Source organism: Mycolicibacterium llatzerense, assembly GCF_000878195.1.
GTDB lineage: Bacteria > Actinomycetota > Actinomycetes > Mycobacteriales > Mycobacteriaceae > Mycobacterium > Mycobacterium llatzerense.
In genome coordinates this window covers 67,491-90,851 of sequence record NZ_JXST01000027.1, presented here as the reverse complement: position 1 = coordinate 90,851, position 23,361 = coordinate 67,491, and the positions used below count along the sequence as shown (strand labels likewise).

The 23,361-nt window shown below is 66.9% G+C and carries 26 protein-coding genes, 1 tRNA gene and 1 other RNA gene; 16 read left to right on the top strand and 12 right to left on the bottom strand.

Annotated features, from left to right (window positions below; genetic code table 11):
* Positions 1-246: 246 nt before the first annotated feature.
* Positions 247-738, bottom strand: a complete 492-nt coding sequence (locus TL10_RS18995) for a lipoprotein LpqH (RefSeq protein WP_043402849.1) — start codon at positions 736-738, stop codon at positions 247-249.
* Positions 739-919: 181 nt separating this feature from the next.
* Here TL10_RS18995 and tgt point away from each other — a divergent pair, with 181 nt between their 5' ends.
* Genes tgt through TL10_RS18980 form a run of 3 tightly spaced genes read left to right on the top strand, consistent with a single transcriptional unit; the run spans position 920 to position 4,277 of the window.
* Positions 920-2,146, top strand: coding sequence for a tRNA guanosine(34) transglycosylase Tgt (gene tgt / locus TL10_RS18990; protein ID WP_043402852.1), 1,227 nt, complete (start codon positions 920-922; stop codon positions 2,144-2,146).
* A 41-nt stretch (positions 2,147-2,187) separates the two neighbouring features.
* The gene (locus TL10_RS18985; protein ID WP_043986842.1) at positions 2,188-3,417 is read left to right on the top strand and encodes a cytochrome P450; all 1,230 of its coding nucleotides are present in this window, start codon (positions 2,188-2,190) and stop codon (positions 3,415-3,417) included.
* A 20-nt stretch (positions 3,418-3,437) separates the two neighbouring features.
* A complete protein-coding gene (locus TL10_RS18980) occupies positions 3,438-4,277 on the top strand; it encodes an SDR family NAD(P)-dependent oxidoreductase (protein ID WP_043986841.1) in 840 nt (279 codons plus the stop codon).
* A 78-nt stretch (positions 4,278-4,355) separates the two neighbouring features.
* Here the strand turns inward: TL10_RS18980 and gluQRS are convergent, their stop codons facing one another.
* Positions 4,356-5,231, bottom strand: a complete 876-nt coding sequence (gene gluQRS, locus TL10_RS18975) for a tRNA glutamyl-Q(34) synthetase GluQRS (RefSeq protein ID WP_043986840.1) — start codon at positions 5,229-5,231, stop codon at positions 4,356-4,358.
* Positions 5,232-5,289: 58 nt separating this feature from the next.
* Between gluQRS and TL10_RS18970 the strand changes: the two genes are divergently transcribed.
* On the top strand, positions 5,290-6,339 hold the full coding sequence (locus TL10_RS18970) for an ATP-dependent DNA ligase (RefSeq protein ID WP_043986839.1): 1,050 nt from the start codon (positions 5,290-5,292) through the stop codon (positions 6,337-6,339).
* A complete protein-coding gene (gene ligD, locus TL10_RS18965; protein ID WP_043986837.1) occupies positions 6,339-7,358 on the top strand; it encodes a non-homologous end-joining DNA ligase in 1,020 nt (339 codons plus the stop codon). The genes TL10_RS18970 and ligD overlap by 1 nt, the downstream gene beginning before the upstream one ends.
* Here the strand turns inward: ligD and TL10_RS30990 are convergent.
* Positions 7,350-7,550 carry a hypothetical protein gene (locus TL10_RS30990; protein ID WP_131630766.1) on the bottom strand — a complete coding sequence of 67 codons (201 nt, stop codon included), beginning with the start codon at positions 7,548-7,550 and terminating at the stop codon, positions 7,350-7,352. The two genes, ligD and TL10_RS30990, sit on opposite strands and share 9 nt — an antisense overlap.
* A gap of 162 nt (positions 7,551-7,712) precedes the next feature.
* Here TL10_RS30990 and TL10_RS18960 point away from each other — a divergent pair, with 162 nt between their 5' ends.
* Positions 7,713-8,393, top strand: a complete 681-nt coding sequence (locus tag TL10_RS18960) for a GAP family protein (protein ID WP_043986836.1) — start codon at positions 7,713-7,715, stop codon at positions 8,391-8,393.
* A gap of 30 nt (positions 8,394-8,423) precedes the next feature.
* Entirely contained in the window at positions 8,424-8,561 is a 138-nt protein-coding gene (locus tag TL10_RS31275; RefSeq protein ID WP_157850377.1) for a hypothetical protein, read from the top strand.
* 119 nt (positions 8,562-8,680) lie between these two features.
* Here the strand turns inward: TL10_RS31275 and cspE are convergent, their stop codons facing one another.
* Positions 8,681-8,884 carry a transcription antiterminator/RNA stability regulator CspE gene (gene cspE / locus TL10_RS18955; RefSeq protein WP_043402873.1) on the bottom strand — a complete coding sequence of 68 codons (204 nt, stop codon included), beginning with the start codon at positions 8,882-8,884 and terminating at the stop codon, positions 8,681-8,683.
* Positions 8,885-9,041: 157 nt separating this feature from the next.
* Here cspE and TL10_RS18950 point away from each other — a divergent pair, with 157 nt between their 5' ends.
* Entirely contained in the window at positions 9,042-10,085 is a 1,044-nt protein-coding gene (locus TL10_RS18950) for a zinc-binding dehydrogenase (protein WP_043986835.1), read from the top strand.
* 3 nt (positions 10,086-10,088) lie between these two features.
* On the opposite strand, the gene TL10_RS18945 is transcribed toward TL10_RS18950, so the two are convergent.
* Positions 10,089-10,526: a DUF3887 domain-containing protein gene (locus TL10_RS18945; RefSeq protein WP_043402877.1), complete on the bottom strand. Its 438-nt coding sequence runs from the start codon at positions 10,524-10,526 to the stop codon at positions 10,089-10,091.
* 105 nt (positions 10,527-10,631) lie between these two features.
* Between TL10_RS18945 and TL10_RS18940 the strand changes: the two genes are divergently transcribed.
* Positions 10,632-11,852 carry an oxygenase MpaB family protein gene (locus tag TL10_RS18940; RefSeq protein WP_043986834.1) on the top strand — a complete coding sequence of 407 codons (1,221 nt, stop codon included), beginning with the start codon at positions 10,632-10,634 and terminating at the stop codon, positions 11,850-11,852.
* A 3-nt stretch (positions 11,853-11,855) separates the two neighbouring features.
* Here the strand turns inward: TL10_RS18940 and TL10_RS18935 are convergent, their stop codons facing one another.
* The 4 genes from TL10_RS18935 to TL10_RS18920 form a co-directional block, all read right to left on the bottom strand.
* Positions 11,856-12,119 carry a hypothetical protein gene (locus tag TL10_RS18935; protein ID WP_043402880.1) on the bottom strand — a complete coding sequence of 88 codons (264 nt, stop codon included), beginning with the start codon at positions 12,117-12,119 and terminating at the stop codon, positions 11,856-11,858.
* Between the two features lie 243 nt (positions 12,120-12,362).
* Entirely contained in the window at positions 12,363-13,373 is a 1,011-nt protein-coding gene (locus tag TL10_RS18930) for a S1C family serine protease (protein WP_043402882.1), read from the bottom strand.
* Positions 13,374-13,418: 45 nt separating this feature from the next.
* Positions 13,419-14,165 (bottom strand): lipid uptake coordinator LucA, encoded by a 747-nt coding sequence (gene lucA, locus TL10_RS18925; RefSeq protein WP_043986833.1) that lies wholly within the window; start codon positions 14,163-14,165, stop codon positions 13,419-13,421.
* Positions 14,166-14,243: 78 nt separating this feature from the next.
* Positions 14,244-14,329, bottom strand: a tRNA-Ser gene (locus tag TL10_RS18920).
* A 68-nt stretch (positions 14,330-14,397) separates the two neighbouring features.
* Between TL10_RS18920 and ffs the strand changes: the two genes are divergently transcribed.
* Both ffs and TL10_RS18915 read left to right on the top strand, forming a co-directional pair.
* An RNA gene (ffs, locus tag TL10_RS30240) (signal recognition particle sRNA small type) lies at positions 14,398-14,494 on the top strand.
* Between the two features lie 28 nt (positions 14,495-14,522).
* A complete protein-coding gene (locus TL10_RS18915) occupies positions 14,523-15,797 on the top strand; it encodes an aspartate aminotransferase type Ic (protein ID WP_043402888.1) in 1,275 nt (424 codons plus the stop codon).
* Positions 15,798-16,073: 276 nt separating this feature from the next.
* Here TL10_RS18915 and TL10_RS18910 read toward each other — a convergent pair whose 3' ends face one another.
* Positions 16,074-16,352, bottom strand: a complete 279-nt coding sequence (locus TL10_RS18910; RefSeq protein WP_043986832.1) for a ribosomal protein L7/L12 — start codon at positions 16,350-16,352, stop codon at positions 16,074-16,076.
* A gap of 117 nt (positions 16,353-16,469) precedes the next feature.
* On the opposite strand from TL10_RS18910, the gene TL10_RS18905 reads away from it, so the two are divergent.
* On the top strand, positions 16,470-18,488 hold the full coding sequence (locus TL10_RS18905; RefSeq protein WP_043986831.1) for a DNA polymerase III subunits gamma/tau: 2,019 nt from the start codon (positions 16,470-16,472) through the stop codon (positions 18,486-18,488).
* On the opposite strand, the gene TL10_RS18900 is transcribed toward TL10_RS18905, so the two are convergent.
* Positions 18,489-19,793: a class I SAM-dependent methyltransferase gene (locus tag TL10_RS18900; RefSeq protein WP_043986830.1), complete on the bottom strand. Its 1,305-nt coding sequence runs from the start codon at positions 19,791-19,793 to the stop codon at positions 18,489-18,491.
* The gene (locus tag TL10_RS18895; RefSeq protein WP_043986829.1) at positions 19,790-21,181 is read right to left on the bottom strand and encodes an FAD-binding oxidoreductase; all 1,392 of its coding nucleotides are present in this window, start codon (positions 21,179-21,181) and stop codon (positions 19,790-19,792) included. Before TL10_RS18895 ends, TL10_RS18900 begins: the two co-directional genes overlap by 4 nt.
* Before the next feature lie 72 nt (positions 21,182-21,253).
* Here TL10_RS18895 and TL10_RS18890 point away from each other — a divergent pair, with 72 nt between their 5' ends.
* The 4 genes from TL10_RS18890 (at position 21,254) to TL10_RS18875 (ending at position 23,350) form a co-directional block, all read left to right on the top strand.
* A complete protein-coding gene (locus TL10_RS18890) occupies positions 21,254-21,691 on the top strand; it encodes an SRPBCC family protein (RefSeq protein ID WP_043399530.1) in 438 nt (145 codons plus the stop codon).
* 107 nt (positions 21,692-21,798) lie between these two features.
* Positions 21,799-22,131, top strand: a complete 333-nt coding sequence (locus tag TL10_RS18885; RefSeq protein WP_029119043.1) for a YbaB/EbfC family nucleoid-associated protein — start codon at positions 21,799-21,801, stop codon at positions 22,129-22,131.
* A 1-nt stretch (position 22,132) separates the two neighbouring features.
* On the top strand, positions 22,133-22,744 hold the full coding sequence (gene recR / locus TL10_RS18880) for a recombination mediator RecR (protein ID WP_043399537.1): 612 nt from the start codon (positions 22,133-22,135) through the stop codon (positions 22,742-22,744).
* Between the two features lie 381 nt (positions 22,745-23,125).
* A complete protein-coding gene (locus TL10_RS18875) occupies positions 23,126-23,350 on the top strand; it encodes an MbtH family protein (RefSeq protein ID WP_043399539.1) in 225 nt (74 codons plus the stop codon).
* Positions 23,351-23,361 lie beyond the last annotated feature (11 nt).

The following is a 23,361-nucleotide window of genomic DNA, read 5'->3' as shown; positions in this document are numbered from 1 at the left end:
CTTGCCTTCATGCGAGGGCATCAAGGGTTCCACGACAGCCCAGAACTCGTCAGAAATCACATCCATCCGTGTCACCGATCAATCGTCGCCGATAACACCCTCACATTCGGGAGACACGCCCTAGGCGTGAACCGGACGCTACTCCCGGGACCAGGGCTTTAGACGGGAATTTGCAACTTCCCGCCGAACGCAGAACGGGTGGTGTTCCGGCGAACCGGAACACCACCCGTGCTGTGCGGGTACCTGCTAGGGGCAGGTCACCTCGATCTCGAAGGGCTTCTTGGCGGGCTCCATCGGGTTGGCCATGTCGACACCGGTCGCGGTGCCGCTGATCTTGTAGGTCTTGCCGTCCTTGGTGGCCTTGGCTTCGCCGCCGGGCACACCGTCGGTGTAGCCCAGGGTGATACCGCCGACGCTGCCCAGGCCGACGGTCTTGACGACCGGCGGGTCCGCGTCGGTCAGGGTGACGCCCAGGCCGCCCGAGGCGTTGCCGATGGCGATGACCACGTTGCCGGCTGCCGTGGTGCAGCCGATCTGGCCCTGGACGTCCTGGGCCTTGCCGTCGATGCTGACCTTCGCGGTGCCGGAGCCTGCACTGGAGTTACCAGCGGCCGATGATGCCGAAGCCGAAGCGGTGGCCGAGGAACCGGTGGACTTCTTGTCATCCTTGGAACAGCCGGTCAGGCCGGCGGCCAGAACCGCGGCACCTGCGACCGCGACAACCAAACCACGTTTCATAACTTGTGCTCCTTTGTAATGCGAACCGTCCCGAACGGCGGGTCATCCAGTGCATTATGGGGTTCGCCAAGCGACTGTTCATGGTATTCACAGAAAATCCCTATAACCGTCCTGACCTGTTTGTTTCCGCGTCGTCAGCCGGCATTCGGGTGTCGGGCCGGGGAATTGATTGAATACAGCGGTGAATCAGCAGTTCTTCGAGGTCACCGCACAGCTGCCGGGCCGGCGTGGCCGTGCCGGGGTGATCCACACCCCGCACGGTGATATCCAGACCCCGGCGTTCATTGCCGTCGGCACCGCGGCCACGGTCAAGGGCGTCCTGCCGGAGACCATGAAAGAACTTGGGGCGCAGGCGCTTCTGGCCAATGCGTACCATCTGTACCTCCAGCCCGGTCCCGATGTGGTGGACGAGGCGGGTGGTCTCGGCGCCTTCATGAACTGGCCCGGTCCGACGTTCACCGACAGCGGCGGCTTCCAGGTGATGTCACTCGGCGTGGGTTTCAAGAAAGTGCTGGCCATGGACACGGCCCGCTTGCAGGCCGACGACATCATCGCCGAAGGCAAGGAACGACTGGCGCACGTCGACGAGGACGGGGTGACGTTCCGCTCGCACCTCAACGGCGACAAGCATCGCTTCACGCCTGAGGTGTCGATCGGCATTCAGCACCAACTGGGCGCGGACATCATCTTCGCCTTCGACGAGCTGACCACCCTGGTGAATACCCGTGCCTACCAAGAACGTTCGGTGGAACGCACCCACCGGTGGGCGGTGCGTTGCCTGGCCGAACACCGTCGCTTGAGCATCGAACGCGCGGGCAAGCCGGCTCAGGCGCTGTTCGGCGTGGTGCAGGGAGCGCAGTACGAGGACCTGCGCCGGCAGGCCACCAAGGGGCTCGTCGGGATCGTCGACGAGGACGGGCATGGCTTCGACGGCTACGGCATCGGTGGCGCTCTGGAGAAGCAGAACCTGGCGACGATCGTCGGCTGGGTCACCGACGAACTGCCCGACGACAAGCCCCGGCATCTGCTCGGCATCAGTGAGCCCGACGATCTGTTCGCCGCCATCGAGGCCGGTGCCGACACCTTCGACTGCGTGTCGCCGTCGCGGGTTGCCCGAAACGCCGCGATGTACTCGGCGACCGGCCGCTTCAACGTCACCAACGCCCGGTTCAAGCGCGACTTCAATCCCATTGACGCCGAATGTGATTGCTATACCTGCGCCAACTACACCCGCGCGTATCTACACCATCTGTTCAAGGCCAAGGAGATTCTGGCGTCCACGCTGGGCACGATCCACAATGAGCGGTTCATCATCCGGCTCATCGACCAGATTCGCGCCGCGATCGGTGCGGGGGAATTCGACGAGCTGCGGGACCACGTGCTGGGCCGCTATTACGGCACCAAATAGCGAGCCACCTGCACCGACGCGGACTCGTGGACAATGGCGGGATGACTGGTGCACCCGGAGTGATCGACCCGCAAACGCTGCTTCTCGGGTTGATGGATCCGGGCAATCGGGCTGATCCGTACCCGCTGTACGAACGATTCCTGGACTGCGGCCCGCTGGCGATGCCCGACGCGAATCTGGTGGTGTTTCCGGGCTTCGCCGAGTGCGACGAGGTGCTGCGGCACCCGGCTTCGGCCAACGACCGGTTGAAGTCGACGGTGTCGCAGAAGCAGATCGCCGCCGGCCAGCGGCAGGCCCGGCCGTTCGGCGAACCGGGCTTCCTGTTCCTCGATCCGCCGGATCACACCCGGCTGCGCGGGCTGGCGCAGAAGGCGTTCGCGCCGAAGGTGATCAAGGCACTCGAGGCCGACATCGTGACGATGGTGGACGGGCTGCTCGAGGGCGCGACGGGCACGATCGATGTGGTGGCCGACTTGGCTTATCCGCTGCCGGTCGCGGTGATCTGCCGGCTGCTCGGGGTACCGATGGCGGACGAGCCGCTGTTCAGCCGGGCGTCGGCACTACTGGCGGGCGGGCTGGACCCCTTCGTTGCGGTGAACGACGAGACGGCCGACGACACCGCCGACCTGATGGAGGCCGGCCTGTGGCTGCGTGGGTATCTGCGCGATCTCATCGAGGAACGGCGTAGCTCGCCTGGAGAGGACCTGATCTCGGCACTGATCGCCGCCGAAGAGGACGGCGACCAGCTGACCTCCGAAGAGATCGTGGCGACCTGCAATCTGCTGCTGATCGCCGGGCACGAGACGACGGTGAACCTGATCGCCAACGCGGCGCTGGCCATGCTGCGGCACCCGCAGCACTGGGCGGCGTTGGCGGCGGATTCCTCGCGGGCGTCGGCGATCGTCGAGGAGACGCTGCGTTTCGATCCTCCGGTGCAGCTGACCAGCCGCGTCGCCGTCGAGGACATTCAGATCGGTGACGTCGAGGTGCCGAAGGGCGACATCATGATGCTGCTGCTGGCTGCCGCGCAACGCGATCCACGCATGTACGACCGGCCCGGCGAATTCGACCCGGACCGCGGGGTGATCAAGCATCTCGCCTTCGGCAAAGGTCCACACTTCTGTCTCGGTGCGCCGCTGGCCCGGCTGGAGGCGACTGTCGCGCTGTCGGCGCTGGCGGCCCGATTCCCGCACGCGCAGTTGGCGGGTGAGCCCGTCTACAAGCCCAACCTGACCCTGCGGGGCCTGGCCACGCTGCCGGTCTCCGTCTGATCCCGGCTACCCTCGCGCGTATGCCTTCAGTTCTCGTCACCGGTGCCGGACGTGGCATCGGGCTGGCCATCACCCAGCATCTCGCCGCGACCGGATGGGACGTCATCGCCGGGGTGCGCTCCAAGGCGGACGCCGCCGCGGTCGTGGCGCTGGCCCCGCAGCGGATCTCAGCCGTGATTCTCGACGTCACTTCCGACGATGACGTCGAAGCACTGGCGGCGGCTCTGCCGGACCGACTGGACGCGGTGGTGAACAACGCGGGCATCGTGGTCGCCGGTCCCGTGGAGACGTTGACGCCCGCGGACTGGCGGAAACAGTTGGACGTCAACGTGGTTGGCCAGTTCGCCGTGACCGCGGCGGTGCTACCCAAATTGCGGGAGTCGCGCGGCCGGGTGGTGTTCATCTCCAGTGTCAACGGCCAGCTGTCGGCGCCGATGTTGGGTGCCTATGCGGCGTCGAAGTTCGCGTTGGAGGCGGGCGCCGAAGCACTGCGAATCGAACTGCGGCCCTGGGACGTTCCTGTGGTGGTCGTGGAACCCGCGCAGACCGATACCGACATGTGGCGCAAGGCCGACGACATGGTCGTCGAGTTGGAGACCGCCACCTCGGCCGACCACCACGCGCTGTACGACCGGCACATCGCCGGCATGAAGAAGATGATTCCGCTGTCGCAGAAGATGGCCGTCGACCCGGCGAAAGTCGTTGCGGTGGTGGAGGAAGCGCTCACCGCACGGCGGCCCAAGGCGCGGTATATCGTCGGATTGGGGCCCAAGCTTCAGGCTGCGCTGATGACGAATATCCCCGCATCAGTGCGCGGGTTCTTGCTGGCCAAGGTCTTTGGAGTGCCGCGGCGGGTGTAGGCCCCTGGCTGTGCCGAGCGTGGGACTTTACGCGGTTTTGGCGGCGTTTCGTCTCGGAAAGCCACACTCTCGGCGTGGCTATGGCCGGAAAATCCACGCGTCGCGCGGTAGTTGGCTTGGATCGAACTCGGCCAGCATGCCGTCGAGAGTCGTCGCGGTGTAGCCCAGCGACGCCGCGATCTGTGCCAACGCGGATTCCGCGCCGATCTCCGAAACTGTCACGGCGCCATCGCGTTTGGCCAGCCGCTTGCCGTCGGCGTTGAGCACCAACGGGACGTGGGCATAGACCGGCTGTGAATAGCCGAGCAGCGCAGCCAGATACGCCTGCCGCGGGGATGACGGCAGCAGATCGTCGCCGCGTACCACCTGGTCGATGCCCTGGGCGGCGTCGTCGACCACGACGGCCAGGTTGTACGCCGGCACGTTGTCGCCGCGGCGCAGGACGAAATCGTCGACCACGCCGGTGTAAGTGCCGTGCAGCAGATCAGTGACGGTGTATTCGGCTGTGTCCGAACGCAATCGGATGGCCGGTGGTCGGCCTGCGGCGCGGCGCTGGGCGCGTTCGTTGTCGCTGAGATCGCGGCAGGTGCCCGGGTACGCACCTTCGGGGGCATGCGGTGCCCGCGGCGCCTGCAGGATGTCCTTTCTGCTGCAGAAACATTCGAAGGTCAGGCCGCGTTCCGTCAGCTCGTCGACGACGGCTAGGTAGTGGTCCTCATGCGAGGCCTGGTACTCGGGGGGCTCGTCCCACGTCAGTCCGACGGCTGCCAGATCGTCCAGTTGCCGCTGTGCCACCTCGGGGAACGTGCGGTCATCCAGGTCCTCCACCCGGACCAGGAACCGCCGACCCGTCGATCGCGCGAACAACCACGTCAACACCGCGGTGCGCACGTTGCCGATGTGCAGATCGGCGGACGGGCTCGGCGCGAACCGGCCGGCGGGGGAATGGGACACGACCGCAATGTAACGCGCCGCGCGATGAGATTGCCCACCCGCGCCGGTCTACGTGAGTATGGAAACCGTGGACTTACCCGTGCAGCCACCGATAGACCCCATGCTGGCCAAGGCCGCTGTGAAAGTGCCGGACGAGGCCGGGCTGTGGTCCTACGAGCCCAAATGGGACGGGTTCCGCGCCCTGGTGTTCCGGGACCGCGACGAGGTGGTGCTGCAATCGCGCAACGGCAAGGAGTTGGGCAGGTACTTCCCTGAACTGCTCGCGGCGTTGCGGGACGAGATCGCGCCGCGCTGCGTGCTCGACGGCGAGGTGGTGGTGCCACGGGAGATCAACGGCCGCATCCGGTTGGACTGGGAGTCGCTGAGCCAGCGCATCCATCCCGCGGCCAGCCGCGTGCAGATGCTGGCCGAACAGACGCCGGCGCACTTCATCGGATTCGACGCACTGGCCGACGGCGACCGCAGTCTGCTCGCCGAGCCGTTCCGCGTCCGCCGGGCCGCGCTGCAGGACCTGGTGAGTGAGAAGCAGTGGTGCCATGTCACGCGGACCACCGAGGATCCCGAGCAGGGCGCACATTGGCTGACGACATTCGAGGGGGCCGGGCTCGACGGTGTGATCGCCAAACGCCTCGACGGCGCCTACCTGCCGGGCAAGCGGGAGATGGTCAAGGTCAAGCACGCCCGCGATGCGGATTGTGTGGCCATCGGTTACCGCATTCACAAGAGCGGTGAGGGCATCGGGTCGATCCTGCTGGGCCTCTACAGCGACGGTAATCTCCACATGGTCGGTGGCGCAGCGTCTTTCAGCGTCAAAGACCGGATTGCGCTGCTGGCCGAACTGGAGCCGCTGGCCACCGGTGACGCGCAGGACGGCGAGCCGAGCCGTTGGAATTCGGCGGCCGACAAGACCTGGATTCCGATCCGCCCGGAGAAGGTGTGCGAGGTGGCGTATGACCAGATGGAGGGAAACACCGTGCATGGCAGACGATTCCGGCACACGGTGAAGTTCCGGCGCTGGCGCCCGGACCGGGATCCCGAGAGTTGTACCTTCGATCAGCTTGACGTGCCGCTGAACTACGACCTGTACGACGTCCTGGAGAAGAGCTGATGGCAAGCGCCGCAGAAGAACTCGACGTCGACGGCGTCGCGGTCCGGTTCACCAACCCCGACAAGGTGTACTTCCCGCAGCTGGGCAGCAAGGGCACCAAGCGCACGATGGTCGACTACTACCTGGCCGTCGCCGACCGGATGGTGACGCTGCTGCGGGACCGGCCCACCCATCTGCAGCGCTTCCCGGATGGCATCGAGGGTGAAGAGATCTACCAAAAGCGGGTTCCGGTAAAGCATCCCGAGTATCTCGAGACCTGCACGGTGACCTTCCCGTCAGGCCGCACCGCTGACGCACTCAAGGTGACACATCCGTCGGCCATCATCTGGGCCGCGCAGATGGGCACCATCACGCTGCATCCGTGGCAGGTGCGCTGCCCGGACGTCGAGCATCCCGACGAGCTGCGGATCGACCTCGATCCGCAGCCGGGCACCGGCTTCAAAGAGGCCAGGGAGATCGCGACCGGTGTGCTCAAGCCGATCCTCGACGAGCTCGGCCTGACCGGTTATCCCAAGACTTCCGGCGGTCGAGGCGTCCACGTCTTCGTCCGGATCAAGCCGGACTGGGACTTCATCGCCGTGCGCCGGGCCGGTATCGCGCTGGCCCGCGAAGTGGAGCGGCGCGCGCCCGAGGCGGTGACGACGTCATGGTGGAAGGAAGAGCGCGGCGAGCGGTTGTTCATCGACTACAACCAGAACGCCCGGGACCGGACCTTCGCCTCGGCGTACTCGGTGCGCAAGACTCCGATCGCCACGGTGTCGACGCCACTGTCCTGGGCTGAGCTCGCCGACGCCGATCCCGACGACTACACCATGGCCACCGTGCCGAATCTGCTTTCGCAGCGCGATGATCCGTGGGCCGGCATCGACGACGTCGCGCATTCCCTGGAGCCGCTGCTGGAGATGGTGCAGGCCGACGAGGACCGGGGGCTGGCGGATCTGCCGTACCCGCCGAATTATCCCAAGATGCCGGGGGAGCCCAAGCGGGTGCAGCCGAGCAAAGACCGGGACCTACGGTGAGCAGGTGTGCGCCGCGCCCTGCGGGCTGGGCAGTGCCTGCAGATCGTCGGTCCCGCAGCCAAGTGCCGTTGTCGAGATCAAAAATGCCAGCACGGCGAGGTAGCGGAGTGGCTTTCCGTGCAGCGGGCGGGTATTCACCTGGTGTCCCGATGAGTCGCTGACGCAGGCTGAAATATTTTGCTGTCGTCGCATGATGACACCTCCTCAGTGTGAATATCGGCTAGTAAATGGCAACCTACCGGTGACCGCCATTTGGTAGCCATAAATGATCGAACAAGTTCGCTGAGATCGTACATCGGCGCATATTGACGATCGTGCGGGCTCCGGGGCGATCCACTGGGTAGATTGCTGCCCATGACTGGAAGCTGGGGCACCGTGTTGACCGGGCTCGTTCCGCTCGGACTGGTGGTGGCACTGTCGCCCATCACCGTCATCCCGGCGGTGTTGGTCCTGCAGGCCCCGCGGCCCCGCCCGACGGGACTGGCGTTTCTCGCCGGCTGGGCGGTCGGCTTGGCTGCGGTGATCGCGGTGTGCGTCCAGGCCTCGCACATGCTCAGCGACGTGCACAAGTCGCCACCGAGTTGGGCGTCATGGTTGCGAGTCGTGCTGGGTGCCGGGCTCATCGTCTTCGGCATCTATCGCTGGTTCACGCGCGGCGACAGCGCTGACTCTCCGGGCTGGATGAAGAAGATCGCGACCGTCACCCCGGCGCGTGCGGCAGCGATGGGTGCGGCGCTGGTCGTGGTGCGCCCGGATGTCGTATTGATCTGTGTACCCGCGGGATTGGCGATCGGCACCGCAGGGCTCGGCCTCGAAGGTGACTGGTTGGCAGCGGCCTTCTTCGTGATCGTCGCCGCATCGACAGTGGCGATTCCGACCCTGGCCTACGCGATTGCCGGTGCTCGGCTCGATGACACGATGCGGCGGCTCAAAGACTGGATGGAGAAGAACAACGCCGCATTGATGGCCGTGATCATGGTCGTCATCGGCGCGATGGTGCTCCACAACGGCGCGCGTGCGCTCGGCTGGCTTTAGACAGGCACAACTGGTCGCACCGCCCGCGGCATGAGCACCGCGGCGAGTGCAGCGGTGGCGAGGACGACGCCGCCGCACACGCCGAGCACCACGATTCCGAGGACGATCAGCGGCAAGCGGCAGCGCGCACGGGTCAAGCAGCAGTACCTGGCCGGAGAACTCCGCTAGGTACGCCATCGGACGGATGTCCAGGTCAGCAACCTGGACATCCGTACGACAGTGTCAAGAAAGACTTTGAGGGCTGGTGCGAAGCGTTCCGCACCAGCCCACTGAGCGTTGCAGCTCAGTTAGACCGCGGTGACTCCGGTCGCAGCCGGGCCCTTGCTGCCCTGGCCGACCTCGAACTCGACCCGCTGGCCCTCATCGAGGGTGCGGAAACCGTTGCTCTTGATCTCCGAGTAATGGACGAACAGATCCTTGGACCCGTCGTCGGGAGTGATGAAGCCGAAGCCCTTCTCACTGTTGAACCATTTCACAGTTCCCTGTGGCATATACCAACTTCTCTCATGTAGAGCGGATGTTAGGAAGAAACATCCGCTCGGCATCGTAGCTCAGTGGGCTACCTCTCTGCACCCTGAACAGTGCATATCGGCGCCCTCAATCGGGGTGCGTCGCGGGTCCGCCGTTGCCGCTTGGGACGATGGCCTGATGCGTGCGGTGATCTTCGAGCAATTCGGCGGGCCGGTGGACGTCCGGACCGTCGCCGACCCGGCGCCGTCGCCCGGGGGTGTGGTGGTCCAGGTGCATGCGACCGGGTTGTGCCGCAGCGACTGGCATGCCTGGGCCGGGCACGATGACGGCGTCGCACTCCCACACGTACCCGGACATGAACTGGTCGGGGAAGTGGTCGCGGTGGGCGCCGACGTCCGGCGCTGGCACGTCGGTGATCGGGTCACCACGCCGTTCGTGTGTGGCTGCGGCCGCTGCGAATGGTGTGCCGGCGGTCAGGCGCAGGTGTGTCCTGACCAGACCCAGCCGGGTTTCACCCATTGGGGCTCATTCGGTGAATACGTGGCCCTGCATGCAGCGGACACGAATCTTGTTGCAGTGTCGGAAGATATCGATGACGCCGCGGCGGCGGCGCTGGGGTGCCGGTTCGCCACCGCGTACCGCGCGCTGCGGGCCCGTGCCGACGTCCGGCCGGGCGAGTGGGTCACGGTGATCGGCGTCGGCGGTGTGGGGCTGAGTGCCGTCCAGGTGGCAGCCGCTGCCGGTGCAAAGGTCATCGCCGTCGACCGCACCCCGGCCGCGCTGGAACTGGCGCGCAGTCTGGGCGCGACCGAAACCGTGCTCGCCAACGGCGCCGACGTGGCCACAGCGGTACACGACATCACCGGTGGCGGCAGCCACGTCGCGGTCGACGCGGTGGGCACCGCGGGCACGTGTGCCGACGCGATTCACAGCCTGCGCAGGCAGGGGCGCCACGTCCAGGTGGGCCTGCTACCCAACATCGACGGGCATCCGCAGGTGCCCATGGACCGCGTAATCGCCTGGGAATTGGACGTTTTGGGCTCACACGGCATGGCCAGCGCCGACTACCCCGAGATGCTGGATCTGGTCGCCGCGGGCACGCTGCGCCCGCAGACGCTGGTCGAGCGGGTGGTCGGGCTGGCCGAAGGCGCGCGCCTGCTGCCGGAGTTCGGTGCCGCCAGCCCCGTCGGAGTCACGCTGATCGACCCGCGCCTGCCCTGACGGTCAGGGGACCGGCACACCTTCCCGGAGGAAGTAGACGCCCGCGATGGTGCCGTCAGGATGAATCTTGACCCGGAACTGGCCGGGCATGCGATCCATCTGCAGCGGGATGTTCACCACGGTGAGGTCGCCGCGGGGCGTGTCCTCGGGGCCGCCGTGGGATTGGTATGCCCCGAACGTGCGCTGGTAGCTGTCCCACACCTGTTGTAATGCCTTGACCGACAGCTTCTTTTGCAGCTCCGGGTCGAACCGGGCGCTGACCGCGGCGTAGTTGCCGGCCGCGATGTCGTCGATGGTCGTCATCGCCACCTGATCGGGGGCGTCCGCCGCCGTGGCGGCCGGTGCCGCGCCGAGTGCGACGCCGGCGCCGATTCCGAGCGCCGTGATCGCGGCTGCCAGTGTGTTCCGACCGTGCTGCTTGGACTGTTCTCCCCGCCACATGAGGGCCAGCCTATGCGCTCGCATCCGTTTCGCCATTGACGAGACCCCGGGTACCGCCTAGTTTTGACTACATACGTTGTCAATGATGACCAGGAGTTGAGCCCGATGTCCCTGCCGATCCCGGCACGCCATCCCGACCGGCCGCAACCGGTACCCGCGGCGATCAGTTCGTTCGCCACCATGCTGGCCATCGGGAAACCCGATTCGGCGGGGTGGCAGCGGCTGGGTGAGCGACTCAACGCCGGCGACGAGCCCATGGATTCATTGGTCGCCTGGATGTCGGAGGCGGGGACCAAACAGCTGCGGCCGTTGTTCGACCGCGCGCTTGCCGACGGTATCGCCAGCGTGCCGGAGGCACCGGAGCCGTTGCGTCAGTTCTTCGAATCGATCGAGGCCACGCCCGATTGGGTTGACCACGAAGCGCTGCGGATCGGGCAGCGGGCGCTGCGTCGTGGCGGCGCTGACGGCATGTACATCGCGCGGGATGTGGCACTGCTGGGCGGCTACCAGTTCTCCGGGTTCAACCAGACCCTGCTGCGGACCGGAGCCCTGGAAAAGGGCTCCAACCAGCGGTTCGCCGAGACCATGCAATGGGCGCTCGACGTGATCGCTGCCGGTGGGCTGGACAAGTTCGGTTCGGGGTACCGGTCCACGATCCGTGTCCGGTTCGTCCATGCCATGGTGCGCAGGCACGTGCAGGCGCTGCCGGATTGGCGCGCCGAGCAGTGGGGCCTGCCGGTCAATCAGACCGACATGGCGGCCACGCTGGTCGGTGCGCTGATCGCGCCGACCCTCGGTGGCCTGGCCATGGGCATCGTGGCCACCCCCGCCGAGTTGAGCAGCATCGCTCACCTCACCCGGTACGTGGGCTGGCTGATGGGTGTGCAGGACGAATGGCTGCCGCGGTCCTTCCGCGACAGCGTCCGCATCCTCTATCACACGTCCACCGCGCTGGCGGTCTCCGACGAGACCACCAAACAGCTGTCGGTACCCATGGCACGCGACCCGCTGACCTGGCATTACCGCGGTGCGGCAGGCCTTCGCCGGCGGCTGGCCTGGGCGCAGCACCTGTCGGTCACGACGGCCTTCCTGGGGCCTCGGGTGATGCGCACGCTGGGCCTGCCGGCCTACATGCCGCCGTGGTATCCGTTGCTCCGCATCCCCGTCAACGGCGTCCGCAGCATCGCGGCGCTGGTCCTGCCGGGCGGTTCGGACCGCGCTGCAGACCGTGGATCGCGTGAGCAGAAAGCGCTGCTGCACACCATGATCGGCGAGGACCACGCCAGCATTGGGGCATCCGCGTCCCACCTGCGCGGGGTGGCTTGAGCGCTACGTCAGCGGCGCGACGGTGGCGACGTAGGCCGGCTCGACGGGGGCCGGGTCGCGCCAGGCGTGGCTGCCGGACATCAGTGCAACGGTGAACGCTTCCAGGACGCCGACCACGACGACGGGCCACATCGCTCCGGCCAGCACGCTGGTGAGGGCTTGGTGGTCCGGCCGTTCGTCGTTGCTGAATCGGCGGCCGAGGAGATACGTCGCCAGTGTCACCACAGCCCAAATGGCTGTGTACGCCTCCACGTAGAGGTGGACCACCTGGCTACTCCCTTTGACCGGGTAACCGCCGCGTGAACAGCTGTGACCGAAGGCTCATTCCGTCTCTGATGTCGCCAATCTAACCCTCGATGCGGCCCCCGCCAAGGGCTTCACTGGCCAGCGGAACGCCATTAAGGGACGCCGCGGAGCGGTGGCAAATTGTCATACGGGTAAGCACCCGGTTAACACCTGTAGCCAGCTACTTTGACGAGCTAGTCGAATTTGTTGCCAGAAGTTTGCGTGTCAGGCCGTCAGCGTGGTCTTGGCGGTGTGCTGCTGGCCCGCGCGGTCGATCCAGAACAGTTCGACGACGTCACCCGCGTAGTGCCGGTCCAGCACGCTGGTGAGCGCGCCGGCCGAGCTGACGGTGACGGCGTCGATGCTCACCAGCACGTCGCCCGGAACCATGCCGGCGATTTGCGCGGGCCCGCCGCTGATCACATCGCGGATCAGCACGCCGGGCAGCTGCGAGTGCTCATCGGTGCCGCCCACCCCGACACCGAGCAGCGTCGGCTGCCCGATGTGAATGTTGTTCGACGCCGTACCTGCCCGGATCTGTGCGGCTGTCGCCAGCGCCTCGTTGATCGGGATCGCGAAGCCCTCGCCGCCCGGGCCCATGCGGAAGTTCAGCGTCGCCGCAACCGTCATCCCGACCACCCGGCCGTCGGTGGAGACCAAGGGGCCGCCCGAATCACCGGCCCGGACCGGGGCCGCGAACTGGATCAGGCCCGTCACCTGCTCAGAACTGCCCGTCAGCTCATCTCTGGCAGTGATGGTGCGGTTCAGCCCGATGATGTGGCCGGCCTCGTGAGTCAGTGAGCTGCCGCTGCCGTCGGCGTTACCCAGCGCCACGACCTCGTCGCCGACAGCCAACGTCGACGAGTCGCCCAGCGAGGCCACCGGCAGGTCGGCTGCGCCGCGCAACTGCAGCACGGCGATGTCGCGGTGCCGGTCGTAGCCGACCAGATCCGCGCGGAACGGTCGCCCCCCGACGGTCGCGGTCACCTTGTCGGCACCCTGCACGACGTGGAAATTCGTCAGCAGCGCACCGTTGGAATCCAGGACGAAGCCGGTCCCGGCGCCGATGGCGTGCTGGTAGTTGATGACGGTGTCGACGCGTGCGGTCGCCGGTTCGACGGTGTCGGCCGCGGACGGGTCAGCGTGGGAGAGCGGGGCAAGGCTGATGGTGGCCATGGCAACAGCTGCCGCGGTGACCGCGGTGCCGAACCGACCGCAGAAGCGGAACCCGCCCATGTGCTGTCCTCCGGACTGCGAGGTGATGGCCCTGAAGGTAGGCCCTTAGGCTCCGCGCCCGAACAAGCCGGAGCCCTTGCCGGAGCGACGGTTGCGCAGCTTACCGGCGGGGGCGTCATCAGTCGCCTTTTCTTCAGCCTCGTCCTCGTTGGTGTCGGCGGTCTCTTCGCCGGACGTCTTGGCGGCTTCATCGGACTCGGCTTCGTCGGCGTTACCGGCGTCGTCGGTCTCTGCTGCCTCGGCCGCGTCTTCGTCGGACTCGGAGTCGGCTTCGGCGGTGACGGCGGGGGCCTCGTCGCCGGCCGCGTCGTCCTTGCCGCGGCCGCGGCGCGTGCCCTCTTTGACCTTCAGCGGCGCCGGGGGCGGCGGCGGCAGTTCGGCGACAAAGGCCAGGTAGAAGGCCAGGGCAGCGAGCAGGGCCAGGCCGGCCGCGCCGCCGTAGATACCGAACAGCCAGGTGCCGGCCTGATCCAGGGTCAGCCAGATCTCGCTGATGGCAGCGCCGATGATCAGGACGCCGGCCACGATGTGCAGGACGATCGACCAGGTGCGCAAGGACTGCGCCAACTCGGGGGTGGCGTACTCGGGCAGGGCGGTGCGCTGGCGGGTGAACAGGACCGGCAGTGCCGACAACGCGACGAGCAGGCCGCACACGATGCGCATCGAGGTGCCGAGGCTGTGCGACCAGTCGCCGGTCAGCTCATTCCAGCGAGGCAGCGCGAAGAAGAAGTACAACAGCCCGGCGAGCACCAGGAACGACGCGTGCCAAAGGATCGCTACCGGCCGCCGCATGCTGCTCCTTGAGGTCTTGCTTCGATGTGGGTCCGGGGTGCGACCTGCTGATCAGCTGGTCGCACCCCGGACCGAGTGCGGAGGATAGGGGATTTGAACCCCTGAGGGCTGTTAACCCAACCCGCGTTCCAGGCGAGCGCCATAGGCCACTAGGCGAATCCTCCGTCGACAAGGGTACCCGACCGGAATCCGACGCCCTACCGGCGTGCCACTGGGTGGGTACTACACTCATGGCCGGACCCCGCGCGGCGTCCATCCTGTGAACTCCCCCAGGGCCGGAAGGCAGCAAGGGTCAATGGGCTCTGGCGGGTGCGCGGGGTCCCCTATGTTTTCGCGATCTGATGCGAAAGGCGCGCCGTGTCGTTTCTGTCCCTCGGCCGTGACGAATTGCAGGCTCAGCACGATCTGCAACAGCGCAATTACGCCGAACTGCAGGCCCGCAACCTGACGCTCGACCTGACCCGCGGTAAGCCGTCGGCGGAGCAGCTCGACCTGTCGAACGCGATGCTGAGCCTGCCCGGCGAGGACTATCGGTCCGCCGATGGTGTCGACACCCGCAACTACGGCGGCCTCCATGGTCTGCCCGAGCTGCGGGCCATCTTCGGTGAACTGCTCGGCCTGCCGGTGTCGAACCTGATTGCCGGCAACAACGCCAGCCTGGAGCTGATGCACGACGTCATCGTGTTCTCGCTGCTGTATGGCGGCGTCGACTCGCCGCGGCCGTGGGTCCAGGAACCCGTTCTGAAATTCCTGTGCCCGTCGCCCGGGTACGACCGGCATTTCGCGATCACCGAGAGCTTCGGCATCGAGATGATCCCCGTGCCGATGCTCGAGGACGGCCCCGACGTCGACCTCATCGAGGAACTGGTTGCTGCCGACCCGGCGATCAAGGGCATGTGGTGCGTCCCGGTCTTCGGCAACCCGACCGGCGTCACCTACTCCTGGGAGGTCACCCGGCGCCTGGTGCAGATGCAAACGGCGGCACCGGATTTCCGGCTGTTCTGGGACAACGCCTACGCCGTGCACACGCTGACACACGAATCGGTACCGAACATCGACATCGTCGGCCTGGCCGCCACCGCGGGCAACCCGAACCGGCCGTACGTCTTCGCCTCGACGTCCAAGATCACCTTCGCCGGCGCCGGGGTCAGCTTCTTCGGCGGCTCGCTCGGCAACATCGCGTGGTACCTGCAGCACGCCGAGAAGAAGACCATCGGCCCGGACAAGATCAACCAGCTGCGGCATGTCCGGTTCTTCGGCGACGCCGACGGCGTACGCCTGCACATGCAGCGCCACCAGGCGCTGATGGCGCCGAAGTTCGCGGCGGTTGCCGAGATTCTCGACGACCGGCTTAGCGAGTCGAAGATCGCATCGTGGACCGACCCCAAGGGCGGCTACTTCGTCAGCCTGGATGTGTGGCCGGGCACCGCGAAGCGGACCGTGGCCCTGGCCAAGGATGCCGGCATCGCGGTGACCGCGGCCGGCGCGTCGTTCCCGTACAAGAAGGACCCGGAGGACAAGAACATCCGGATCGCACCGACCTTCCCGTCACTGCCCGACCTGCGGGTCGCCATCGACGGGCTGGCGACGTGCGCGCTGCTGGCTGCGACCGAGGTGCTGCTGAAGGACTGAGGTCCTTGTCGGTGACGTGGCTTCCGCGTTGACCCTGTACTCAGGGCGCAATTGTGCGAGTGAGGTGCGCCGCCACGTCAGGGTCAACGGTTCTTCGCGCTGAGTTGGAGTTGATCCTGCATCCAGGGCGCAATCGTTCGAGTAGCGGTGTGTGCAGGCGCAGGGTCAATTGAGTTGTGATGGTCGGGCTCGGCGACCCTGACTGCACGGCGATTTGCGAGCGGTTTTTCCGCCACCAGGTCAGGTTCGCGGAGGCTGTGGCCGGTTGGTAGCCGCCTATAGCCGGTCGACGACGTCCTTGGCTTCTTTCAGGCCCATCCCGGTTTCCTCGCGCAGGCGTTTGATGGCCTGGATCTTCTGTCCGGCGGACGCCAGCCGCCAGACTTCCTGACTGATCCCCGCGCCTCCGGACGGCTGCGGTCCGGCCGGCGGAGGTGGGCTCACGCTGCCGCCGTGGCCGGCACGTTCCAAGATCGCGACCCGGCGCTCCAGATCGGCGATCCGGTTCAGCAGATCGTCATACGAAACATCACCTGAGCGTCCGAAGAGTGCCACGCCGGCCAGTCTGGCCGATTGGCTCTTCGCACGCGCTGTCCGCGAGTGACGGTGTGCGTGGATTCGCAGTCAACGGGCAGCAGAGCATCAGTCGGACCCGCTCGGTAGCCTTCTCCCGTGGCTCTCTACCGCAAGTACCGACCGGCAAGTTTCGCTGAGGTTGTCGGGCAGGAGCACGTCACCGAGCCGCTGTGCAACGCGCTGGAAGCGGGCCGGATCAACCACGCCTACCTGTTCTCCGGGCCGCGTGGCTGCGGTAAGACGTCGTCGGCGCGCATCCTGGCCCGCTCACTGAACTGCGAGCAGGGCCCGACGGCCAACCCGTGCGGCGAGTGCCATTCGTGCGTGGCGCTGGCGCCCAACGGGCCGGGCAACATCGACGTCGTCGAGCTCGACGCGGCCAGCCACGGTGGCGTCGACGACACCCGTGAACTACGGGACCGGGCGTTCTACGCACCGGCGCAGTCGCGCTACCGCATCTTCATCATCGACGAAGCGCACATGGTGACCAATGCCGGCTTCAACGCGCTGCTCAAGATTGTCGAGGAGCCGCCGGAGCACCTGATCTTCGTGTTCGCCACCACGGAGCCGGAGAAGGTGCTGCCGACCATCCGGTCGCGTACCCACCACTACCCGTTCCGGCTGCTGCCGCCGAAGACCATGCGCGGCCTGCTGGAGAAGATCTGCGCGCAAGAAGACGTACAAGTCGACGACGCCGTGTACCCCTTGGTCATCCGCGCCGGCGGCGGTTCGCCCCGCGACACGTTGTCGGTGCTCGACCAGCTGCTGGCCGGCGCCGAGGAGAATCGCGTCGTCTATCAGCGGGCGCTGTCGCTGCTGGGTGCCACCGACATGGCGCTGATCGACCGGGCCGTCGACGCGCTGGCCGCCGGCGACGGTGCGGCGCTCTTCGGGGCCGTGGAGTCGGTGATCGACGCCGGCCACGATCCGCGGCGGTTCGGTACCGATCTCCTGGAGCGCTTCCGGGATTTGATTGTGCTGCAAATAGTTCCGGACGCGGCGGCCCGCGGTGTGGTTGACGCCCCCGAGGACATCATGGAGCGCATGCGGGACCAGGCCGCCCAGATCGGCACCGCGACGCTGACCCGCTATGCCGAGGTGATGCACGCCGGGCTGGGGGAGATGCGCGGCGCGACGGCACCCCGGCTGCTGCTCGAAGTGGTGTGTGCCCGGCTGCTGCTGCCGTCTGCCAGCGACACCGAAGCCGCTCTGCTGCAACGGATCGAGCGCATCGAGACCCGGATGAATGTCTCGATCCCGGCGTCTGAGGGCGGGGTCGCTGCTGCGCCGCGGCAAGCGCCCGTGGCGGCACCTACCCCGGCACCAACCCCGGCTGCGGCGCCTGTTGCCGAGTCGTTCGCCGACGCCCCGCCTGCTCCGTCGGCCGCATCTGCCGCATCTGCCGCGGCGAGCAATCGGCAGTTCATGCGGAGAAGTCAAGCGTCGCAGTCGGTTTCGGCGCCGGAACCCGAGCCCGCTCCGGCGCCCCCGGCGCCGCCCGCTCCCCGGCCCGAGCCACGTCCGGCCCCCGAACCCGCGCCGGTTCAACGTGAAACATCACCAGAACCCGTCGCGCCACCGGCTGCCGAACCGGCAGCCCCGGCGCCCGAGCAGCCGGCCGCGGCTGCGGCGGGGACGCCCGGTGAGCCCGATGCGGCCGCGGTGCGGGCCATGTGGACGACGGTGCGCGAGAAGGTCCGTGCCCGCAGCCGGTCGCTGGAAGCCATGCTGATGGAGGCGACGGTCCGCGGCATCGAGGGCGACACCCTGGTGCTGGCACACCCGGCCCCGCCGTTGGCGAAACGACTCAGTGAGCAGCACAACGCGGACGTCATCCGCGAGGCGCTCAAGGACGCGCTCGGGGTGAACTGGCGGGTGCGGTGCGACGCCGGTGCCGCGCCCGCGGGTGCGGTGGGGGCCGCCCCTGCCGCGTCGGCGCCACGCGCTGCGGCCCCGACGCCCGAGCAGCAGGCGGCCGTGGAGCGCGCCGAAGAAGAGGACATGCTGGCCGACGCCGCCAACGACCGCGGCACGGACGTGCCACGGCGCGATCCCGAAGAAGTGGCGCTGGAACTGCTCAAGAGCGAGCTGGGCGCCCGGCCGATCGGGGAGTAATCAGGGCGTCCACCACGGCCGCAGCGGCAGCCCGCCGTCGGCGCCGTGTTGGTCGAGCTTGACGGCCAGAACCTGGTGCAGCTGAACCACATTGGTCTCGAAGCCCACGCGTGAACCGGCCATGTACATGCCCCAGACCTTGGCTGTGGCCAGGCCGACCTCGGCGACCGCGTCGTCCCAGTTCCGCACCAGGTTGGCGCACCAGTCGCGCAGCGTCAGGGCGTAGTGCTGGCGCAGGTTCTCCTCGTGCAGCACCTCCAGCCCGGCGTCCTGGGCCGTGGCGATGATGTGGCCCGAGCCGGTGAGTTCCCCGTCGGGGAAGACGTAGCGGTCGATGAATCCGCCGATGCTGCCGGCGTGGTTGTGCGGCCGGGTGATGCAGTGGTTGAGCATCAGCCCGCCGGGGCGCAGCCGGTCGCGCAGGAACCGGAAGTACGCCGGGTAGTTGGCGACGCCGATGTGCTCGGTCAGGCCGATCGAGGACACCGCGTCGAAGTGCCCCTCCCGCACGTCGCGGTAGTCGCCGTGCAGGACGCGGGCGAGGTCGGCCAGGCCCTCGTCGGCGATGGCGCGCTGGGCCCAGTCGGCCTGCTCCGCGGACAGCGTCACCCCGACGGCCTGGACACCGTGGCGGGCGGCGTACCGGACCATGCCGCCCCAGCCGCAGCCGACGTCGAGCAGCCGGTCGCCGGGCTGCAACCGCAGCTTGTCGAACACCAGCCGGTACTTGTTCTCCTGGGCTTCCTCGAGCGTGGCGTCCGGGTGCGGGTAGCACGCGCACGTGTACGTCATCGACGGGCCGAGCACCCGCTCATAGAAGGCGTTCGACACGTCGTAGTGGTGGTGGATGGCCTCGGCGTCTCGGATTCGGCTGTGCCGCAGCCCTTCTGCCATCCGGCGCCATTTCGGCAGCGCCTCCTGCGGGGGTGGGGCGATGGGCATCAGGTGTTCGAATCCGATGGACCGCACGATGTTCGCCAGCACCCGCAGCGGCGGACGCTTGAACTCCACCTTGTCGCCCAGGGCTTTGATGAGCTCGTACGGGTCGCCCGGATGGACGCCGAGGGCCGCGAGGTCACCCGCGACGTAGGCGCGCGCCAGGCCCAGGTCGCCGGGTGCGGTCGCCAGGTACGTGGTGCCGCGTGGCGTGAGCAGATTCAGTCCCAGTTCGGCGTCCTCGGGGCCGGCCGAACTGCCGTCGTACGCTTCGAATTTCAGGGGCAGCCGACCGCTCGAGAAGCTCTCCAGCACCTCGGCCAGGGTCAGCTTGCCGTCGGTCGTGCCGCGGTCGTCAGTTGTCGTCATTGCCGTTGTACCGCCTTCGCATAGAGACCTAATAGCCGCGATTCGGGGTCGTAAACGTCCTTGACCTTCTGGTACTCCGCGCCGCCGTAGCGCCGGTCGAAATCCTCGGGCGAATAGAACGACTCGGAGTACAGGGATTTGTGGCCGCCACACTCGTCGACCTTGTCCTCGATCAGCCGGTTCGTCTCGCCGGCCACCTGTCCGGCCGGGACCGATGACCAGAACCCGAGGTTGACGTAGCTGCGGTGGGGCTCGATCGGATACAGGGGCCAACGAGTGTCGCCGCGTAACCGCAACGGACACAACCAGATCGGGGTGATGGGCACGTGCGCCAGGAACCACTCGAGAAAGTCGACGACGCGCTCGACCGGCACCTCAACGTCCTGCACCACCCGCTCGCGCACGGGCTGATCCGGGGCAAGGATGCTGTGCCGCTCGATGCGGTCGGCGATGTGGAATCGCTGGTCCAGACCGACGAGCTTCCAGTACACGCTGCTGCGCCGGTACCGGCGGGGCCACAGCCGCCGCACGAGCGGACGTTGCGCGCCGAACGCCTCGGAGCACCAGAACCAGTCGGTGTCCCAGCGCCAGAGATAGTCGCCGGTGGTCAGCCGGTCGTGCCGCTCTCCGGAGTCGTGCTGGATGGAGCGGTAGAAGATGTGCTGGCCGGTGTAATCGCTGACCGGGCCGTCGGTTCCGGTCTTCATCCCCAGACACAGGTAGCTTTCGTCGGGGCCGAACACGACGCCGTCGAGATAGTCGACCTGGACGCCGTCATATCCGCCGGTGTCGAGGATGCGCTGCAGTGCGTCGGCCAGGTCGGCCACGCGGTGAAAGCGCAGGTGCCTCAGCTTGACGAACGGCCGCACCGGTTCCAGTTCGATGCGCAGCCGCACCGAATAGCCGAGCGTCCCATAGGAATTCGGGAAGGCATGGAAAAGATCCGAGTGGGTGTCCGGGGATGCCGTGACCAGCTCACCGGCGCCGGTGAGGATGTCCAGCTCCAGCACGGACTCGTGCGGCAGGCCGTTGCGGAACGACGTCGACTCGATGCCCAGCCCCGTCACCGCGCCACCGAGGGTGATGGTCTTGAGCTGCGGCACGACCAACGGTGCCAGGCCGAACGGCAGCGTCGCCGCCACCAGCGTCTCGTAGGTACACATGCCCTGCACGTCCGCGGTGCGGGACTCGGTGTCGACCGCGAGTACGCCGTCGAGTCCAGTGACGTCCAGGCCCTTGGTCTTGGTGCGCGCCCGCGCCCGGAACAGGTTCGATGTCGGCTTCGCCAACCGCACCGTCTTGCCCCGCGGGATGGCGCGGTAGCTGTCCAGCAGTCGCTGAACGGCCGCCTCGTGGGCGGCCTGCGTGTCGGTCGTGACAGCTGTCACACCTATACGCTAGTCCGAGACAGCGGTCCTCGCGACCGCACAGTGATGCCATACGAACAGGAGTTTTGCCTGATGGGACAGGTCAGTGCGTCCAGCACCGTGTTGATTCTCGCCGAGCCGGAGAAAGTGCTGGCCGCGGTCTCCGACTACCAGACGGTGCGCCCGAAGATCCTCTCGTCGAACTACAGCGGGTACCAGGTGCTCGAAGGCGGACAGGGTGCCGGCACCGTCGCCACCTGGAAGCTGCAGGCCACCAAGAAGCGTTCGCGTGAGGTGAAGGCCACGGTCGACGTCGCGGGCAAGAGCGTCATCGAGAAGGACGCCAACTCGTCGATGGTGACCACCTGGACCGTGGCCCCGGCGGGCACCGGCTCGACCGTCACCGTCAAGACCGCGTGGCAGGGTGCCGGCGGTATCGGCGGCTTCTTCGAGAAGACCTTCGCCCCGCTGGGCCTGCGCAAGATCCAGGACGAGGTGTTGGGCAACCTGAAGAAGGTCATCGAAGGCTGAGCCTTCGGCGCGCGCAGATTTTTTTCGCGGCCAGTCGGTCGCCCGACTTTCTGTCGGGCGACTAGGCTGGCGCGTAAACCCGATCATCGAAATCTGAGGGGATCACCATGCAACCCGGTGGCCAGCCTGATATGTCCGCGCTGCTTGCGCAGGCGCAGCAGATGCAGCAGCAGCTCATGGCGGCGCAGGAATCGCTGGCCACCTCGTCGGTGGTCGGCCAGGCCGGCGGTGGTCTGGTCAAGGTCACCATGATGGGCAGCGGTGAGATCACCGCGCTCACCATCGACCCGAAGGTCGTCGATCCCGATGACATCGAGACGCTGCAGGATCTCATCGTGGGTGCCCTTGGCGACGCCTCCGAGCAGGTGACGCTGATGGCGCAGCAGCGCCTCGGCCCGCTGGCCGGCGGCATGCAGGGCATGGGCCTGCCCGGGTTCTGATGTGTTTGAAGGACCCGTACAGGATTTGATCGACGAGCTCGGCAAGCTGCCGGGTATCGGTCCGAAGAGTGCCCAGCGCATCGCGTTCCACATGTTGTCGGTCGAGCCGCCGGAGATCGACCGGCTGACCGCAGTGCTGAACCGGGTGCGCGACGGCGTCAAGTTCTGTGCGGTGTGCGGCAACGTGTCCGATGACGACCGGTGCCGCATCTGCAGCGACCCGCGCCGCGACGGCACGTTGGTGTGTGTCGTCGAGGAGCCCAAGGACGTACAGGCGGTGGAGCGCACCCGCGAATTCCGCGGGCGTTACCACGTCCTGGGTGGGGCGCTGGATCCGTTGTCCGGGGTCGGGCCGGATCAATTGCGAATTCGTGAGCTGCTCAACAGGATTGGGCAGCGGGTCGACGGTGTGGACATCGTCGAGGTGATCATCGCGACCGACCCCAACACCGAGGGCGAGGCCACTGCCACGTACCTGGTGCGCATGCTGCGGGACATTCCGGGGCTATCGGTGACGCGCATCGCGTCGGGTCTACCGATGGGTGGCGACCTCGAGTTCGCCGATGAGCTGACGCTCGGCCGGGCCCTGGCCGGCCGCCGCGCCATGGTCTGATTCGCGGCTCGGCCGCGGTGGTCTGATTCGCGGCTCGGCCGCGGTGGTTTAACTCGCCTCCCGCCGAAACCGCGTTTCGCCAGGCGTCCACTGGCACATTTCCCGCCTGAATACCGTTTCGACGGAATCAGCTAACTGTCGGAAATGCCAATTGGGTGGCACGGCCAGCGAAGTCGGTACCGTCATTGGCATCAGGCAAAGAATGTCGCGAAATTCGTTACAGCATCGGTGATTTCGGACGGATTGCTCGATCGCGGCGCGCCGGGGCCAGTTTATTGACGCCCGTTTGTAGACATAGCGTGGGCATGTAGCATTCGCCCACGGGCGGCGCGGAAATAGCAAAGCCCAATTATCTTGAGCGTCAATTCTTTTGGGAGCACCATGAGCACCAACCCGTTCGATGACGACAATGGATCTTTCTTCGTGCTGGTCAACGACGAAGAGCAGCACAGTCTGTGGCCGACGTTTGCTGATGTCCCGGCGGGTTGGCGAGTGGTCTTTGGTGAGGCCGATCGCGCCTCATGCCTGGAGTACATCGAGCGGGAGTGGACCGACATTCGGCCGAAGAGCTTGCGCGACCGACTGGCGGTGGGGCAGCGGCTCTGATCGTTCGTCGG

Coding starts and splice junctions, on each gene's coding strand:
- TL10_RS18960 (WP_043986836.1), top strand. CDS start 7,713: ATGACTGGAAGCTGGGGCACCGTGTTGACCGGGCTCGTTCCGCTCGGA.
- TL10_RS18980 (WP_043986841.1), top strand. CDS start 3,438: ATGCCTTCAGTTCTCGTCACCGGTGCCGGACGTGGCATCGGGCTGGCC.
- TL10_RS18900 (WP_043986830.1), bottom strand. CDS start 19,793: ATGACGACAACTGACGACCGCGGCACGACCGACGGCAAGCTGACCCTG.
- TL10_RS18940 (WP_043986834.1), top strand. CDS start 10,632: ATGTCCCTGCCGATCCCGGCACGCCATCCCGACCGGCCGCAACCGGTA.
- TL10_RS18995 (WP_043402849.1), bottom strand. CDS start 738: ATGAAACGTGGTTTGGTTGTCGCGGTCGCAGGTGCCGCGGTTCTGGCC.
- TL10_RS18890 (WP_043399530.1), top strand. CDS start 21,254: ATGGGACAGGTCAGTGCGTCCAGCACCGTGTTGATTCTCGCCGAGCCG.
- TL10_RS30990 (WP_131630766.1), bottom strand. CDS start 7,550: ATGCGACGACAGCAAAATATTTCAGCCTGCGTCAGCGACTCATCGGGA.
- lucA (WP_043986833.1), bottom strand. CDS start 14,165: ATGCGGCGGCCGGTAGCGATCCTTTGGCACGCGTCGTTCCTGGTGCTC.
- TL10_RS18930 (WP_043402882.1), bottom strand. CDS start 13,373: ATGGGCGGGTTCCGCTTCTGCGGTCGGTTCGGCACCGCGGTCACCGCG.
- TL10_RS18950 (WP_043986835.1), top strand. CDS start 9,042: ATGCGTGCGGTGATCTTCGAGCAATTCGGCGGGCCGGTGGACGTCCGG.
- TL10_RS18875 (WP_043399539.1), top strand. CDS start 23,126: ATGAGCACCAACCCGTTCGATGACGACAATGGATCTTTCTTCGTGCTG.
- TL10_RS31275 (WP_157850377.1), top strand. CDS start 8,424: ATGAGCACCGCGGCGAGTGCAGCGGTGGCGAGGACGACGCCGCCGCAC.
- TL10_RS18945 (WP_043402877.1), bottom strand. CDS start 10,526: ATGTGGCGGGGAGAACAGTCCAAGCAGCACGGTCGGAACACACTGGCA.
- TL10_RS18985 (WP_043986842.1), top strand. CDS start 2,188: ATGACTGGTGCACCCGGAGTGATCGACCCGCAAACGCTGCTTCTCGGG.
- ligD (WP_043986837.1), top strand. CDS start 6,339: ATGGCAAGCGCCGCAGAAGAACTCGACGTCGACGGCGTCGCGGTCCGG.
- cspE (WP_043402873.1), bottom strand. CDS start 8,884: ATGCCACAGGGAACTGTGAAATGGTTCAACAGTGAGAAGGGCTTCGGC.
- TL10_RS18885 (WP_029119043.1), top strand. CDS start 21,799: ATGCAACCCGGTGGCCAGCCTGATATGTCCGCGCTGCTTGCGCAGGCG.
- TL10_RS18970 (WP_043986839.1), top strand. CDS start 5,290: ATGGAAACCGTGGACTTACCCGTGCAGCCACCGATAGACCCCATGCTG.